The organism is Streptomyces sp. NPDC006551, assembly GCF_040611675.1.
Lineage (GTDB): Bacteria > Actinomycetota > Actinomycetes > Streptomycetales > Streptomycetaceae > Streptomyces.
In genome coordinates this window covers 12,411-27,453 of the sequence record NZ_JBEXOT010000005.1, presented here as the reverse complement: position 1 = coordinate 27,453, position 15,043 = coordinate 12,411, and the positions used below count along the sequence as shown (strand labels likewise).

Below are 15,043 nucleotides of genomic sequence, written 5' to 3'. Positions count from 1 at the left end.
GGACGTTACCGGCGCTACCCGCCCACCCGCACCAGTCCCGCCTCGTACGCGAAGACCGCCGCCTGCGTCCGGTCCCGCAGCCCCAGCTTCACCAGGATCCGGCTCACATGCGTCTTGATCGTCGACTCGGCCACCACCAGATGGTCCGCGATCTCCGCGTTCGACAGACCTTGGGCGATCAGCACCAGGACCTCAGTCTCCCGCTCGGTCAACTCACCGACCTGCGACAACGCCGGCTGCCTGGGCGTCTCGGCCGCCTTCGCGAACTCGGTGATCAGCCGTTTCGTGACGGTCGGCGCCAGCAGCGCCTCACCGGCCGCCACCACCCGCACGCCGTCGGCCAGCTGCCGTGCCGACGCGTCCTTCAGCAGAAAGCCCGAGGCTCCGGCGCGCAGCGCCTGGTACACGTACTCGTCGAGGTCGAAGGTCGTCAGGACCAGCACCTTCGCGTCCGCGTCGGCCGCCACGATCTCCCGCGTCGCCTCGATGCCGTTCAGCTCCGGCATCCGGATGTCCATCAGGACCACGTCGGGGCGCAACGCCGCCACCTGCGCGATCGCCTCCCGGCCGTTGACGGCCTCGCCGACGACCTCGATGTCCGGCATGGCGCCGAGCAGCACCGAGAAGCCCTCGCGGACCATCATCTGGTCGTCGACGATCAGTACGCGGATCACTTCTCGGTTCCCTCTCGCGTCACGGGGATGAACGCCGTCACCTCGTAGCCGCCGTCCTCGGTCGGCTCGGCGGTCATCTCGCCGTTGAGCATGGTCACACGCTCCCGCATGCCGGTGATGCCGTGGCCGGCCCCGATCGGTGGGGGCGGGCGAAGCCCTCCCTGAGGGGTGGTGGCCGGGTGACGGGCGGGCTTGACGAGGCCGCGCGCCGGGCCGTTGACGATCCGCAGGCCGAGCCCGCCGAGGACATAGCTGACCTCGACCTTCGCCGCCGCGCCGGGCGCGTGCCGCAGGACGTTGCTCAGCGCCTCCTGGATGATCCGGTACGCGGAGAGCTCGACGCCCTGCGGAAGCTCCCGCACCGCGCCCGTGACCGTCTTCTCGACGTCGAGGCCGGCGTCGCGGACGTTGGCGACCAGCCCTTCCAGGTCGGCGAGCGTGGGCTGCGGGGCGTCGGGGGCCTCGTAGTCCTCCGCCCGTACGACTCCGAGCACGCGCCGCAGCTCCGTGAGGGCCGCCACCGCGTTCTCGCGGATGGTGGCGAACGCCTGCTCCAGCTCCGGCGGCGGGTTCTCCACCCGATAAGGGGCGGCCTCGGCCTGGATCGCGACCACCGACATGTGGTGGGCGACGACGTCGTGCAGTTCGCGGGCGATGGTGGTGCGCTCCTCCAGGAGGGTGCGGCGGGAGCGCTCGTGGGCCGTCACGGTCTGCTGGGCGGTGACCTCCTCCTCGGCCTGGCGGCGGACCTGGAGAACGGTCACGACGAGCAGGGCGAGCGCGGAGAAGAAGAGGAGCTGCGGGGCGTCGGTGCCGTCGCCGACCCCGAGGAAGAACTCGGCGAAGACCGCGTACCCGCAGGTCAGCAGCCACATCCAGCCCGCGGTGCGGGGCCGGGTGCGGGCGGCGACCACCGTCAGGACGACGACGTGCGCGGCGAAGGAGTTCGGCGCCCAGGGCCAGCCGTCGCCGGATTCGCCCATGTACCCGAGGAAGGGGGTGGAGGCGAGCGAGGCCCAGAAGGCGAGGACCGGGCGGACCAGGGTGAGCAGCACGATGACCGCGGGCAGGAAGGCGTACACCACCATCACGGGGGGTGCCTCCCCGTCGGCGACCGCCGCGCCGATCAGGAAGACGAAGAACGCGCAGACGGCGACGGCCGCGTGCGGGGCCCACGCCATCCGGCCCCGTATCCGCTCCGGGAGCCGCCGGAGCAGCCGTCCGTCCTGCGTCGACGGCAGCAGCGGCCGGTACGCGAAGGCGTTGTGGAAGAGGTCCTTGCGCAGCCCACCGAGTGCGCCCTGGGCCAGGCGGAACTCGGGGCTGCGGCTCGTTTCACGGGTCTGGGTCACGCCGTCCACGGTAGGCGGGCCGGGGGGACGCGGTCGTCACCAGGAATGGGGATCCTTCCGCGTCCTCCCTGAGTACTACCGGGCCCTCCGCGCGGAACGCGTCCGGCCCTGTCAGAAGGCGAGCTGGGCGATCTCCTCCGCCACCACCGCGCACGCGTCCGCCGCCGGATCGATCAGCGGGAAGTGGCCGACGTCCTGGAGGAGTGTGAACCCGACCGTCTCCCCGGCCTTCGCCGCCGCCTCCACATAGGCCTCGGCGACGGCCTGCGGGACGACGATGTCGTCCCGGCCCTGGACGACCGTGGTCGCGATCCCGGTCGGCAGCAGCAGCGCGGGGTCGGCGTACCGCGCCCGCACGTCGAACTCACCTTGTCCACCGAGGAGTTGCGTCACCGCGTCGCCGCACACGTCGAGCTCCACCGCCCGGTCGAAGTGCGCGATGGGGGCCAGGGCCACCACCCCGCGCAGCGCGGGCGGCACCGGCAGCCGCCAGGGCGAGTCCGCCGGGACGACGTGCCGGGCGGCGGCCCACAGGGCCAGGTGGCCACCCGCGGAGTGGCCGGTGAGCACGATCCTCCGCGCGTCGGCCTGCGGCAGATGTTCCTCGGCCAGCTTCGGTACGGCGTCCAGGGCGGCGGCCACGTCGTGGAACGTCTCGGGCCAGCGCCCGGCGACCGGTGCCGTACCGCCCTGCCGGGGGATGTCGCTGCCGCGCCGGTACTCGACGTTGGCGACGGCGAAACCCCGGCGGGCCAGGAAGTCCACGAAGGGGGTCAGGTGCGTCCGGTCGTACGGTGCCCGCCAGGCGCCGCCGTGCAGCGCGACGACGAGCGGGGCGCGCTGCCGGCCGTCGCGGGGGGCGTAGAAGTCGACGACCTGGTCGGGGTGTTCGCCGTACGCGGCGGAGGCGTCCGGGGGGACGGCCGGGTGCGAGAAGGCCGATGCCTCTTCGGCGGCGTCGCGCGCGGCAGGGTCCGGCATGCTGTTCCAACCTCTCGGTGACGGGGCCGAATTGGCCTGACCTGCGGGGACGGTACCAGGAGTACGGCCCCCACAGATCAAGCGATCATCGGACCTTCCGACCTCAGGAGGCGGGCACGTCACCGAGAACGTCCGCGAGGACGCGCGCGGCCCGCTCGGTGTCGGCGAAGCCGACGTACAGCGGCGTGAAACCGAACCGCAGCACGTCCGGGCGGCGCAGATCGCCCACCACCCCGCGCCGGATCAACTCCGCCATGACGGCGGGCGCTTCGGCGCAGCTCAGGGCCGTCTGGCTGCCGCGCTCGCCGTGCGGCTCGGGCGTCAGCGACGTGACACGGCCGGCCGGCACGTACTCCCGCACGCACTCCGCGAAGAAGTCCGTCAGGGCGAGGGACTTCTCCCGGACGTCCTCGATCGCGACACCGTCCCACACGTCCAGCGCCGCTTCGAGCGCCATGAGGGAGAGGATGTCCGGGGTGCCGACGCGGCCGCGGAGCGCGCCCGCCGCCGCCTCGTAGCCCGGGGTCATCCCGAACGGGTCGGCGTGCGAGTTCCAGCCGGGCAGCGGGGAGTCGAAGGCGGCCTGGTGCCGCTCGGCGACGTACAGGTACGCGGGCGAACCGGGGCCGCCGTTCAGGTACTTGTAGGTGCAGCCGACGGCCAGGTCGACCCCGTGCTCGTCCAGGCCGACCGGCAGGGCGCCCGCGCTGTGGCACAGGTCCCAGACAGCGAGCGCGCCCGCCGCGTGCAGCGCGGCCGTGATGCCGGGCAGGTCGTGGAGACGACCGGTGCGGTAGTCGACGTGGTTGACGAGCGCGGCGGCCGTGCGCGGGCCGACGGCGTCGGGTACCTCGGCGGGTGCGACCGGCACGACCCGGTGCCCGGTCATCCGGGCCGCGGACTGGGCGATGTACCCGTCGGTGGGAAAGGTCGTCGCGTCGACGAGGATCTCGTCCCGGTCGTCACCGGCGAGCCGGGCGGCCCCGACGACGGCCTTGAAGACGTTCACGCTGGTCGAGTCGGAGACCACGACCTGGCCGGGGGCGGCGCCGACGAGCGGCGCGATCCGGTCGCCGATCCGCTCGGGCGCGGTCCACCAGCCGCTCTCGTCCCAGGAACGGATGCGCAGCTCGCCCCACTCACGGGTGATGACGTCGGCCATCCGGGCGGGGACGTGGGCGGGCAGGGCACCGAGCGAGTTCCCGTCGAGGTAGGTCACCTCGTCGAGGGCGAACTTCTCGCGCAGCTTGCCCAGTCCGTCCTCGGCGTCCAGGCGCAGCGCCTTCTCGCGCAAGGTCTCAGACATGGCTGCGCGCCGTCCACAGCTCGGGGAACACGTTCTTCTGCGCGCGCTTCTCCAGCCAGGCCACGCCCGCGGAACCGCCGGTGCCCGTCTTGGAGCCCATGGCCCGCCGGGTCGCCACGAGATGGTCGTTGCGCCATCGCCAGACCAGCTCGGCGACATCGCTCAGCGCCTCGCCGAGGCGGACGAGTTCACCGTTCTGGTCGGGCTCGGCGTAGATCCCGGCCCAGATCTCCTCGATCTCGGGCGACGGCTCGTACTTCTTCGCCAGGTCGCGGTCCAGGACGGCGGCCGGCACCGGCAGTCCGCGCCGGGCGAGCAGCCTGAGCACCTCGTCGTACAGGCTGGGCTCCTGGAGCGCCTTCTCCAGCTCCGCGTGGACGCGGGGCGCGCCGCGGTGCGGCACCAGCATCGACGCGGACTTCTCGCCGAGGAGGAACTCCATCCGCCGGTACATCGCCGACTGGAAGCCGGAACCCTCGCCGAGGGCGCCGCGGTAGGAGTTGAACTGCGCCGGGGTGAGCTGGGCGAGCGGTCGCCAGGAGTGGTTCAGCGCCTCCAGCTCGCGGACGGACCGCTTGAGCGCGTCCATCGCGACGGGTATGCGGTCCTCGCGCAGCGCGCGGCTCGCGGTCTCCCACTCGTGGACGATGACGGTGAACCACAGCTCCATGACCTGGGTGGTGACCAGGAAGACCATCTCGCCCGGATCGTCGGAGCGCAGATGCTGGAGGTGGGTGAGAACGTCCGCCTGGACGTAGTCCTCGTACGGCGTCGTGCCCGCGAAGTCGAGGTTCGGGTCATCGACCGAACCGGCTCCGGAGGCATCGGGGAAGGTGGACATCGCTGTCTCCTCGATACGTACTACCGGGTAGCGGTCCGCTCCTTCCGTGTGGCAGTGGAGCCCCGGTCCCCTCGGGTCCGCGCGCTGCGGGCACGCGGTCCCACGCGCATCATGACACGATCGGACCGGTGATGTAGGTGCCGTCTTCGTCATACGGAAACGCGTTCGAACGGCAGCCGTCGAGCCCCTTGATCTGCTGCATCATCACGGGCGCGAGCCGGCCCGGCCCGGGACACCCCATGTGCTGCCGGATCCCGATCTCGTGGCCGACCTCGTGGTTGATGATCAGATGGCGGTACTCGGACGGCGGACCGGCGAACTGCGGCGAGCCCAGCACCCAGCGCTTGAGGTTCACCACGACACCGGTGGTCGTCTCGCAGTTCAGCTCGCCGCGGGTGTTGAGTCCATTGGCGAGGCAGAGCCGGTCGGCGGTGGCGGGCGTGGCGATCCTGATGACGAAGTCGGCGTTCTCCGAGACCAGTTGGAACCTGCCACGGCCGTGGGCCGCCCAGCTGCGCGGGTGGGCGAGGATCTGCTGGATCTCGGCGGCGGCATCGCGGGCGGAGAGGTCGATGCCGTCCTCGACCTGGACGCGGTAGCGGCGCAGCGAGCCACCGGTACCGACGGGGTCGCCGCTGGACCGGGCGGTGGTGAAGGTGCCCGCGCCGGAGGCGGGAACCGTCGTCTTCTTCGGCGTGGGCTTCGTGCTCGGCTTGGGCTTGGGCTTGGGCTTGGGCTTCGCGGGAGGCGTCGGCGTGGGCTTCGGCTTCGGCGGTGCGGCTCGCGGGATGGGGGCCTCGGTGGTGGGCTCGGGCGGCCTCGCAGCGGTGTCGGCGTTCCCGCCGCCGTGGAAGTGGGCGAGGGCGGCGCCGCCGCCGAGGGAGAGCACGACCAGACCGAGCGCGAGGAAGAGCAGCCGCGCCACCGGACGCCGCCCGGACCGCCCCCGGCCGCGTCCGCGGCCCCGCGCTCGTCGTCTTCCCGTGGGTGCGGCGGCACGCTTGCCCAAGACAGACTTCTCCCCTGCGTCGGCCGGAATGGGGGGAGAGGGTGGGGCCTCTGTGCCGGCGGATCGGTACAACGGTCCGGAGGATCGTAACCGTCCCTTCGAACGGCTCTCGAACGCTCGCGGAACTATGACCGGTTTCCTCCGGCGCCCCAGGGCCGGGGGCGCAGGGTGGCACCAGAACCGGGGCTGACCCGGGGGCGGGCGCGCCCCCGGGTCACCGCGCCTCAGCCGAGGGTGTCGGCCGCCGTCTGCGAGGAGTCGCGCAGGAACGTCGAGCAGCGCTCGTACTCGTCCTTCTCACCGATCTCGCCGGCCGCCCGCGCCAGCGCGTGCAGCGCCCGCAGGAAGCCCCGGTTCGGCTCGTGCTCCCACGGGACCGGGCCGTGGCCCTTCCAGCCGCTGCGGCGCAGTGCGTCCAGGCCGCGGTGGTACCCGGTACGGGCGTAGGCGTACGACTCGATGACCCGGCCGCCCTCGTACGCCTCGTCGGCGAGCTGGGCCCAGGCCAGCGAGGAGGTCGGGTACTTCGCGGCGACGTCCGCCGGTGCCGTGCCGTTCGCGAGCAGCTCGCGCGGCTCGGGATCGTCGGGCAGGTGGGTGGGGGGAGGTCCCCCCAGCAGGTTCTCGTGGATGGCCATGGCCCCAGTCTGCCTCAGCGCCCCACCGCGCCGGCCCCCGGAGTCCGCCCGTTCATCCTCGCTTCACCGGCCCCGGGAGTCGTGTTGTTCGCCCGGGTCGAGCGGCGGCGAGGTCACCCCGCAGTGGACCCGGCACTCGGGGTGGCATCCCGGGGCCGCGACCGGCATCCGGAACGTCGCCCACGCCAGCACCGCACCGGCCACCAGGATCCCCGCGCACATCGGCATCGCCCGCCGGAACGTCTCCCCGAACTCGGCCGCCGACCGGTACGCCTCCGGGCCCATTCCGGCCAGCATCGGCAGCGCCGCCACCGCCAGCAGCCCCGCCGCCCGCGCCGCCGCGTTGTTGATCCCGCTCGCCAGGCCCGCCCGGGAGACCTCCACGGACGACAGCACGGTCGCGGTCAGCGGCGCCACCAGGACGGTCATGCCCAGGCCGAGCACAACGAGCGCCGGCAGCGCATCGCGTACGTACGAGGTGTCCTCCCCCACCCGCAGCATCAGCAGCATCCCGGCCGCGCACAGCAGTGGGCCCACGGTCAGCGGGATCCTCGGCCCGATCCGCTCCCCCAGCTCGCCCGACTTCGCCGAGAGCAGCAGCATGAGCACGGTCGTGGGCAGCAGGGCCGTGCCCGCGCCGAGCGCGCTGTAACCGGACACCACCTGGAGCTGGAGCGCGGCGAGGAAGAAGAAGCCGCCGAACGCCGCGTACACGCACAGCGTCACCAGATTGACCGCGGTGAACTGACGGGAGGCGAAGATCGAGGGCGGCACCATCGGGTCCGCCCGTCGCCGCTCCACCCACACGAACGCGGCACCCACCACGGCGCCGAGCGCCCCGGGCCACCACGCCTCGACGATCAGGGCGTAGGTGAGGAGCGCGAGAGCCGAGGCACCGAGGGCGGCGCCGGTCACGTCGAAGCGGCCGTGGGCGCTCTCGTCGCGCGACTCGGGGACGTGCCGCAGGGCCACCGGCACGCACAGCGCCGCCAGCGGCACGTTGAGCAGGAAGACCCACCGCCAGCCGGGTCCGTCGACCATCCAGCCGCCGACGAACGGACCGACCGCCGCCCCCACGCCGCCGAACCCCGACCACAGCCCCACCGCCCGCGCCCGGTCGTCCGGGTGGAAGCTCGCCTGGATCAGCGCGAGGGACCCGGGGGTGAGCAGGGCACCGCCGACGCCCTGGAGGGCGCGGGCGGCGATCAGCACCCCCGCGTTCGGGGCGAGCCCGCACGCCAGCGACGCGGCCGCGAACCACACCACGCCGACGACGAAGACCTTCCGCCGCCCGTAGCGGTCGCCGAGCGCCCCGCCCAGCAGGATCAGGCCGGCGAGCGTGAGCATGTAGGCGTTGACGGTCCACTGAAGGGCGGCCATGTCGGCGTCGAACTCCCGGCCGATGTGGGGCAGGGCGATGTTCACGACGGTGGAGTCGAGGAGCGCCATCCCCGATCCGAGGACGGTGGTGAGCACGATCCACCGGCCGGTCCCCGAGGCGAGCCTGATGTCCTCCATGACTGCATGCTGCCCCCGACGCGACGACTCCGCCCAGCGACTCACCGGGCCCGCAGCCTCCCTCCCCGCCCACCGACCCGCCCGGTCCGCAGCCTCCCTCCCCGCCCACCGGCCAACCGGCTCACCGGGTCACCGGGTCACCGGGTCCGCAGCCTCCCCGCCGCCCGGACCAGCGCGTCCACGCCCCGCTCCGCCTTCTTCCGCGGGCAGCCGACGTTCAGCCGCACGCATCCCGGCGCTCCGTACACCGCGCCCGGCATGATCGCGACCTTCTCGCTCTCGATCAGCTCGCGCTGGAGGGCGCTCTCGTCGATGCCGAGCGGCCGCAGATCGATCCAGGCCAGATAGCCGGCCTGCGGAGGCGTCCACTCCACCCCGGGCAGGCCGTCGGCCAGCCGCTCCGCGAGCATCCGCATCGTGCCGGCCACATACCTCCGCAGCTCGTCCAGCCAGGGAGCGCCGTGCCGGTAGGCGGCGATGTGCGCGGTCAGGGAGAGTACGCCCGGGGAGGCGAGGCCCTCACCCGTCTCCATGCGGCGGACGAACGCCTCCCGCTCGCCGGGGTCGCCCACGATCCCGTACGAGCCGGTCAGCGCCGGGAAGTTGAAGGCCTTGGTGCCCGAGGTGATCAGGGCCCACCGCCGGCCGTGTCCGGCCTCGACGAAACGGCTGAACGGCAGATGGCGGTGGCCGTCCGCGACCAGGTCCGCATGGATCTCGTCACTGACGACCGCGACGCCGTGCCGCTCGGCCAGCCGGGCGAACTCCGCCAGCTCGTCCTCCCGCCACACCCTCCCCGTGGGGTTGTGCGGCGAACAGAGCAGCAGCATCCGGGCGTCCGGCCGCGCCAGCTCCGCCGCCAGCGCCTCGGTGTCCCCGACGGGTACGCCCCGCAGGTCCCGCCCCAGACCGGTGACCGCCTTGCGGAAGCCGTCGTACGTCGGGGTGTGCACGACCACCCCGTCGCCGGGCTCCGTCCACATCCGCAGCAGCTGGGACAGCTGGCTCAGCACCGACGGGGCGTACACCAGGGTCGAGACGTCGAGAGCGGTGTCGTACCGGGTGGCGTACCAGTGCCGTATCGCCTCCCGGAACTCTCCCAGCCGCCAGTCCGTGTAGCCGAACACCCCGTGGTCCACGCGCTCTCGCAGGGCGGCCAGGACCTCGGGCGGGGAGGCGAAGTCCATGTCGGAGATGGTGAAGGGAAGAAGGTCGCCGACGCCGAAGCGGTCCGCGATCCCGTCCCACTGGACCGACCAGGTGCCATGCCGGTCGATCTCTCGGTCGAAGTCGTACGTCGTCACTCGCAGCCTCCAGACATGCGGAGGGCCCGGCACCACCGCGGTGGCGATGGTGCCGGGCCCCTTCCCGCGAAACGCGGAACGTGAAACGCGCTTACTTCAGCTTGGTGCCGGTCGAGCGCAGCGCCGCGCACGCCTCGGTCACACGCTTGGCCATGCTCGCCTCGGCCAGCTTGCCCCAGGTGCGCGGGTCGTAGGTCGACTTCTTGCCGACCTCGCCGTCGACCTTCAGCACACCGTCGTAGTTCTTCAGCATGTGGTCGGCGACCGGACGCGTGAAGGCGTACTGGGTGTCGGTGTCCAGGTTCATCTTCACGACGCCGTTCTCCAGCGCGGTGGCGATCTCCTCGGCCGTGGAGCCGGAGCCGCCGTGGAAGACGAAGTCGAACGGGGAGGCCTTGCCGTACTTCTCGGCGACGCCCGCCTGGAGGTCCTTGAGCAGCTCGGGGCGGAGCACGACGTTGCCCGGCTTGTAGACGCCGTGGACGTTGCCGAAGGAGGCGGCCAGCAGGTAGCGGCCCTTCTCGCCCAGGCCCAGGGCCTCGGCGGTGCGGATGGCGTCGTCGACGGTGGTGTACAGCTCGTCGTTGATCTCGTGGCTGACACCGTCCTCCTCGCCGCCGGTCGGGGTGATCTCGACCTCAAGGATGATCTTTGCGGCGACGGCCTTGGCCAGCAGCTCCTGGCCGATGGCCAGGTTGTCGGCGAGGGTCTCGGCGGAGCCGTCCCACATGTGGGACTGGAACAGCGGGTCGCGACCGGCCTTGACACGCTCGGCGGAGATGTCGAGCAGCGGGCGGACGTAGCCGTCCAGCTTGTCCTTCGGGCAGTGGTCGGTGTGCAGGGCGACCGTGATGTCGTACTTCGCGGCGACGATGTGCGCGAACTCGGCCAGGGCGACGGCGCCCGTGACCATGTCCTTGTTGTACTGGCCGCCCAGGAACTCGGCGCCGCCGGTCGAAATCTGGATGATGCCGTCGCTCTCGGCCTCCGCGAAGCCGCGCAGCGCAGCGTGCAAGGTCTGGGACGAGGTCACGTTGATGGCCGGGTAGGCGAACTTGCCTGCCTTCGCCCGGTCGAGCATCTCGTTGTAGACCTCGGGGGTTGCGATGGGCATTCGTCCGCTCCTTGTGATGTGCGGTGTGTGCGTGGCGTGCTTGGCCCTGACCTGGGGCGACGTCATCGTCGGGCCCCATCTTTCCAGACTCTCTCCCGGACACCATGACGAAGGGGTGGACCGTTCCACGTGAAACAGTCCACCCCCTGTCAAAGCCGCAGGTCAGACCCGTTGGGCATGCGGCCCGGAACCTACGTCACGACTTCGCGTCGGTCGGCGCCGCTCAGGCGAGACCGAGGTCGGTCAGCTCGTACCCCGTGAGGTACGGCAGCCCGGCGTCGGCGATCGCGCCCGCCGCGCCCCGGTCCACGATCGTGGCCACGGCCACGACCTCGCCGCCCGCCTCGCGGACCGCCTCCACGGCGGTCAGCGGCGAGCCGCCGGTGGTGGAGGTGTCCTCGACGACCAGGCAGCGGCGGCCCTTGACGTCCGTGCCCTCGATACGGCGCTGCATACCGTGCGCCTTCTGCGCCTTGCGGACCACGAAGGCGTCCAGGCGCTGCCCGCGCGCGGCGGAGGCGTGCAGCATCGAGGTGGCCACCGGGTCGGCGCCGAGCGTCAGGCCGCCCACGCAGTCGAAGTCCAGATCGGCGGTGAGGTCGAGCATGACCTGACCGACCATCGGCGCGGCCTCGCCGTCCAGCGTGATCCGGCGCAGATCGATGTAGTAGTCGGCTTCCCGACCCGAGGAGAGGGTCACCTTGCCGTGCACCACGGCCTTGTCCTTGATCTGCTGGAGCAGGTCAGCGCGTACGTCAGTCATGCCCATGAGCTTAGGGCGTGTCCTCGCGCCGCACGCTCAGAGCCTGCGCCAGGCGAAGGTCGCCGTGATCTCCAGGGGGTCGATCGGGGTGACGTGGCGCGGGTGGGTGTTGAGGCCGTTCGGTGGGCCGGACTGCGGTTCCACGCAGACGGCCTCCTTCTGCTCGTCGTAGATCACGACCCACTCCGCCCGGCTGGTCACCTTCAGCTCCAGCTGCTCCGGCCAGGTGAGGGTCACGTCGACGCCGTCGGGCATGCCGAAGCAGTCGTCCCAGGGGCCGGGAGTGGGGCCGATCCGGCGGCCGGTGGGGAGGTGGTCCGAGCCGCGCTCCTCCTGCCAGTCGGCGGTGAAGTCGATCCGTACGTCCGCGCCGCCGTCGCCCAGGTTCCGCAGGAACCAGGGGTGCCAGCCGGCCTGGGCCGGGAAGGAGTCGTCGACCGTCTCGACCCCGAGGGTGAGCGTGAGGGCGTCCTCGGTCAGCTCGAAGAGCTGGGTGACCCGACCGGTGTACGGCCAGGGCTCCGCGAGGTCGTAGGTGAAGGCGGCCTCGCGTTCGCCGGCGCGGGCGGTCTTCCACGCCGTGTCGCGGCCGGTGCCGTGGACGGCGTGCGGGGGCGCGTTGAGGGGCAGCTGATGACTGGTCGCACCGTTCCGGAAGCGCCCGTTCGCGGTGCGCCCGCACCAGGGCACCATCGGGAAGCACCCGTACCGCTCGCCCTGGCGCAGCAGTTCGGTACCGCCGATGCGCAGGCTCTCGATCCGGCAGCCGTTGTCGGGGCTGATGGTCAACTCGGCGTCGCCCGCCGTCAGTCGCGTCTGCTTGCTCACGACTCCGACCTTAGAGCCTGTCCGGCGGCTCAGGGGCGTACGGGATCAGCGGCGGCGGCGCAGGGCCCGGCCGACGACAACCGCGGAGGCGAGGGCGAGCGCGGCGGCGGGGGCGATCCAGCGCAGCGTGGCGCCCGCGGTGGAGGAGTCGGGGGCGGGGACGGGGGCGTACCGGCCGCGCGGCGGGGCGTGGTCGACCTCCTCCGCGCTGCGTCCGATCATGGTCCGCCGGGCGTGGGCGGCCTCGGCGGCGGGGGCTTCGGCCGGGTACTCGACCGTCGCCTCGTCGAACTCTTCCTCGCCGAGCGGGTCGAGCGAGGGCGGGGGGACGGGGGTGTCGTAGACGGAGGGGCGGTGGGGTTCCTCCACGCCGTCGTCGACCCCGTCGCTGTCGACGTCGTCCTCCGCCTCCAGGTCGGCGTCGAGGCCGGACGTGGTGGGGGCTTCGGCGTCGTCGGCGTCGGCATCGGCGCGCAGGTGGTCGATGGCCGCGGCGGCCAGGCTCTCCGCGAACCTGTCGAGGAGCCGCCCGCCGGCCGCCGCGCGCGTCTCGGCGGAGAGGTCGGCGAGGCGGCCGTCCGAGGTCAGCGCACCGGTGAAGGTGAGCGTCGTACCGTCCGGCACCGGGGCGAGCGCGATCGTCAGGGACAGCTGGGCCGAGCCCTTGCCCCGCACCTCGGCGCCCTTGCCCTCGACGGCGACGACGCCGTCTCGTTCGGTCAGCCGGAGCGTGCCCCGGTAGGTGATGGTGTTGCCGCCGGCCCGGATCCTGAGGCGGCCCGAGAGGGGGCCCGCCTCCGTGTCGGCGTCCTGCTGGAGGCCGGGGACGCAGCGCGCCACCCGGGCCGGGTCCGTCAGCGTCTCGCGCAGGACCTCGGCCGGAACCGGAACGAACACCTCATGCTCCATGGAAGCCGAGCCTACTCAGCCCCGCCCGCCCCGTCGCCTGTTTCGACGGCCCGGCCTCGTTCGCGAGTCCTCGCGTCCCACCGGTCTCAGCCGCCGTAGCGCGGGTGCACCAGGGTCGACGGGGGCAGGTCGCCGCCCCGGGTCCGCTCCACGGTCCGTGCCCCCGTCGCCAGGGCTTCGGCCGTGAGGGATCGCAGCGGGGGTGTGCCGGCGGCGAGACCCAGTGCGGGCGGGTGCGGTCCCCGGGCCGCGAGGAGGAATCCCCAGTCCGCCGGCCCAGCGCCCTCGCCCCCCGCGCCCTCGTCCCCGGCGCGGTCGTCCCGGTCGGGGCCCGCGACGAATCCGGCTTCCCGCCCGCTCGCGCCGTAGGGCCGGACGGCGAAACCGGCGGCCCGCAGGGTGGAGTCCACGGTCCAGTACGTACGGGGGCGGGCCGAGGCCGATCCGGCGTGGACCACGAGCCGTCCGCCGTCCGCGAGGATCCGCGCCGCCAGTCCGTAGAACTCCTCCGAGTACAGCTTGGTGCTGGAGGTCATCCCCGGGTCGGGCAGGTCCGAGATCATCACGTCGTACCGCTCGCGGGCGGCGGGCCCCGCTTCCGCCCGTTCGCCCGCCCCGCGCAGCCAGTGGAAGGCGTCCGCGTACACGACCCGTACCCGCGGGTCGCGGAGCGCGTGCTCGTTGAGCGTGGCGAGTTGGGGGTCGGTCCGGGCGAGGCGTACGACTCCGGGGTCGAGTTCGACGACGGTGACCGAGCGGACCCCGGGATGGCGCAGCACCTCGCGCGCGGCGAGGCCGTCGCCGCCGCCGACGATCAGCACGCGCGCGTGCGGCCCGTTCATCGCCGGGTGCACCAGGGCCTCGTGGTAGCGGTACTCGTCCTGTCCGCCGACCCTCAGCCGCCCGTCGAAGAACAGATCCGGCGGCCCTCCGGGGGCCCCCGTGACCACGACCTCCTGCATCTCGGTCTGTACGGCGACCCGCACGCTGTCGCCGTACACGGCGCGCCGCGCCGCTCGTTCGAAGTCGTCGACGAGGACGGTGGCGGTGGCGAGGACGGTGAGGACGGTGAGGTTGGCGCCGATCAGCAGCGCCCGGGACCGGGCGGTCAGGTCGCGTCGGAACAGCCACAGCACCAGGCCGCCGCCCGCCACGGCGTTCACCGCCCCCGTGACCAGCGCTCCCGTGAGCTGGCCGAGCCAGGGCAGCAGCAGGAAGGGAAAGGCGAGGCCGCCGACCAGAGCTCCGACGTAGTCGGCGGCGAACAGGTCGGCGACCGTCCCGGCCGCGTCGTCCTCGTCCCCCGCACCGGGGGCGCGTGTCGACTCCGCCCGCTGGATCAGGGACATCAGCAGCGGGATCTCGGCCCCGATGAGCACGCCGATGGCGAGCGAGAACGCCACCAGGACGTACCGGGACTCGCCGAGCCAGGCGAACGCCGCGTACAGGACGAGCGCCGAGCAGCCACCGATCAGCGCGAGGCCGGCCTCGACCAGGCCGAAGCCGACCGCCGCGCGACAGCGCAGCCGCTTGGCGAGCAGCGAGCCGACGCCCATCGCGAAGACCATCACGGACAGCACGACGGACGCCTGGGTGACCGAGTCGCCGGTCAGGTACGAGGCGAGCGCGACCAGTTCCAGCTCGTAGACCAGTCCGCAGGCGGCGCAGACGAAGACCACCGCGAGGACCGGATACCGCACCGCACCCGGACGCACGGGCTGCCGTGTCACCCTCTTGGGTGGCATGGTCACGGGCGAATCGATCATGCGCGTAACGCTACGTGACACCCGTATCGCTGCTTGTCAC

14 protein-coding genes are annotated in these 15,043 nt (G+C 72.6%); all 14 read right to left on the bottom strand.

What is annotated here, in order from left to right; translation table 11 throughout:
• Positions 1-14 precede the first annotated feature (14 nt).
• The 14 genes from ABZY12_RS07635 to ABZY12_RS07570 all read right to left on the bottom strand — a co-directional run bounded on the left by ABZY12_RS07635 (position 15) and on the right by ABZY12_RS07570 (position 14,982).
• The gene (locus ABZY12_RS07635; RefSeq protein ID WP_356888208.1) at positions 15-674 is read right to left on the bottom strand and encodes a response regulator transcription factor; all 660 of its coding nucleotides are present in this window, start codon (positions 672-674) and stop codon (positions 15-17) included.
• Entirely contained in the window at positions 671-2,035 is a 1,365-nt protein-coding gene (locus ABZY12_RS07630) for a histidine kinase (RefSeq protein ID WP_356888206.1), read from the bottom strand. Before ABZY12_RS07630 ends, ABZY12_RS07635 begins: the two co-directional genes overlap by 4 nt.
• Positions 2,036-2,137: 102 nt before the next feature.
• On the bottom strand, positions 2,138-3,007 hold the full coding sequence (locus ABZY12_RS07625) for an alpha/beta hydrolase (RefSeq protein ID WP_356888204.1): 870 nt from the start codon (positions 3,005-3,007) through the stop codon (positions 2,138-2,140).
• A gap of 103 nt (positions 3,008-3,110) precedes the next feature.
• A complete protein-coding gene (gene kynU, locus ABZY12_RS07620) occupies positions 3,111-4,313 on the bottom strand; it encodes a kynureninase (RefSeq protein WP_356888202.1) in 1,203 nt (400 codons plus the stop codon).
• Positions 4,306-5,154: a tryptophan 2,3-dioxygenase gene (locus ABZY12_RS07615; protein ID WP_356888200.1), complete on the bottom strand. Its 849-nt coding sequence runs from the start codon at positions 5,152-5,154 to the stop codon at positions 4,306-4,308. The genes kynU and ABZY12_RS07615 overlap by 8 nt, the downstream gene beginning before the upstream one ends.
• 109 nt (positions 5,155-5,263) lie before the next feature.
• Positions 5,264-6,079, bottom strand: coding sequence for a DUF3152 domain-containing protein (locus tag ABZY12_RS07610; RefSeq protein WP_356888198.1), 816 nt, complete (start codon positions 6,077-6,079; stop codon positions 5,264-5,266).
• A 308-nt stretch (positions 6,080-6,387) separates the two neighbouring features.
• The gene (locus ABZY12_RS07605; protein ID WP_356888196.1) at positions 6,388-6,801 is read right to left on the bottom strand and encodes a DUF3151 domain-containing protein; all 414 of its coding nucleotides are present in this window, start codon (positions 6,799-6,801) and stop codon (positions 6,388-6,390) included.
• Positions 6,802-6,864: 63 nt separating this feature from the next.
• Complete coding sequence (locus ABZY12_RS07600) at positions 6,865-8,319, bottom strand: MFS transporter (protein ID WP_356888194.1); 1,455 nt, start codon at positions 8,317-8,319, stop codon at positions 6,865-6,867.
• Between the two features lie 137 nt (positions 8,320-8,456).
• A complete protein-coding gene (locus ABZY12_RS07595) occupies positions 8,457-9,623 on the bottom strand; it encodes a MalY/PatB family protein (protein ID WP_356888192.1) in 1,167 nt (388 codons plus the stop codon).
• Positions 9,624-9,714: 91 nt separating this feature from the next.
• Positions 9,715-10,737 carry a class II fructose-bisphosphate aldolase gene (fbaA, locus tag ABZY12_RS07590; protein WP_356888190.1) on the bottom strand — a complete coding sequence of 341 codons (1,023 nt, stop codon included), beginning with the start codon at positions 10,735-10,737 and terminating at the stop codon, positions 9,715-9,717.
• 223 nt (positions 10,738-10,960) lie between these two features.
• On the bottom strand, positions 10,961-11,500 hold the full coding sequence (gene pyrE, locus ABZY12_RS07585) for an orotate phosphoribosyltransferase (RefSeq protein ID WP_356888188.1): 540 nt from the start codon (positions 11,498-11,500) through the stop codon (positions 10,961-10,963).
• Between the two features lie 36 nt (positions 11,501-11,536).
• Positions 11,537-12,328: an aldose 1-epimerase gene (locus ABZY12_RS07580; RefSeq protein ID WP_356888186.1), complete on the bottom strand. Its 792-nt coding sequence runs from the start codon at positions 12,326-12,328 to the stop codon at positions 11,537-11,539.
• 45 nt (positions 12,329-12,373) lie between these two features.
• Entirely contained in the window at positions 12,374-13,237 is an 864-nt protein-coding gene (locus ABZY12_RS07575; protein WP_356888184.1) for an SRPBCC family protein, read from the bottom strand.
• Positions 13,238-13,323: 86 nt separating this feature from the next.
• Entirely contained in the window at positions 13,324-14,982 is a 1,659-nt protein-coding gene (locus tag ABZY12_RS07570; protein ID WP_356888577.1) for a polyamine aminopropyltransferase, read from the bottom strand.
• Positions 14,983-15,043: the final 61 nt, after the last annotated feature.

What these genes read in the sequence shown, in the direction of transcription:
- ABZY12_RS07625 (WP_356888204.1), bottom strand. Translation starts at nt 3,007, where the DNA reads ATGCCGGACCCTGCCGCGCGCGACGCCGCCGAAGAGGCATCGGCCTTC.
- kynU (WP_356888202.1), bottom strand. Translation starts at nt 4,313, where the DNA reads ATGTCTGAGACCTTGCGCGAGAAGGCGCTGCGCCTGGACGCCGAGGAC.
- ABZY12_RS07615 (WP_356888200.1), bottom strand. Translation starts at nt 5,154, where the DNA reads ATGTCCACCTTCCCCGATGCCTCCGGAGCCGGTTCGGTCGATGACCCG.
- ABZY12_RS07605 (WP_356888196.1), bottom strand. Translation starts at nt 6,801, where the DNA reads ATGGCCATCCACGAGAACCTGCTGGGGGGACCTCCCCCCACCCACCTG.
- ABZY12_RS07600 (WP_356888194.1), bottom strand. Translation starts at nt 8,319, where the DNA reads ATGGAGGACATCAGGCTCGCCTCGGGGACCGGCCGGTGGATCGTGCTC.
- fbaA (WP_356888190.1), bottom strand. Translation starts at nt 10,737, where the DNA reads ATGCCCATCGCAACCCCCGAGGTCTACAACGAGATGCTCGACCGGGCG.
- pyrE (WP_356888188.1), bottom strand. Translation starts at nt 11,500, where the DNA reads ATGACTGACGTACGCGCTGACCTGCTCCAGCAGATCAAGGACAAGGCC.
- ABZY12_RS07575 (WP_356888184.1), bottom strand. Translation starts at nt 13,237, where the DNA reads ATGGAGCATGAGGTGTTCGTTCCGGTTCCGGCCGAGGTCCTGCGCGAG.
- ABZY12_RS07570 (WP_356888577.1), bottom strand. Translation starts at nt 14,982, where the DNA reads ATGCCACCCAAGAGGGTGACACGGCAGCCCGTGCGTCCGGGTGCGGTG.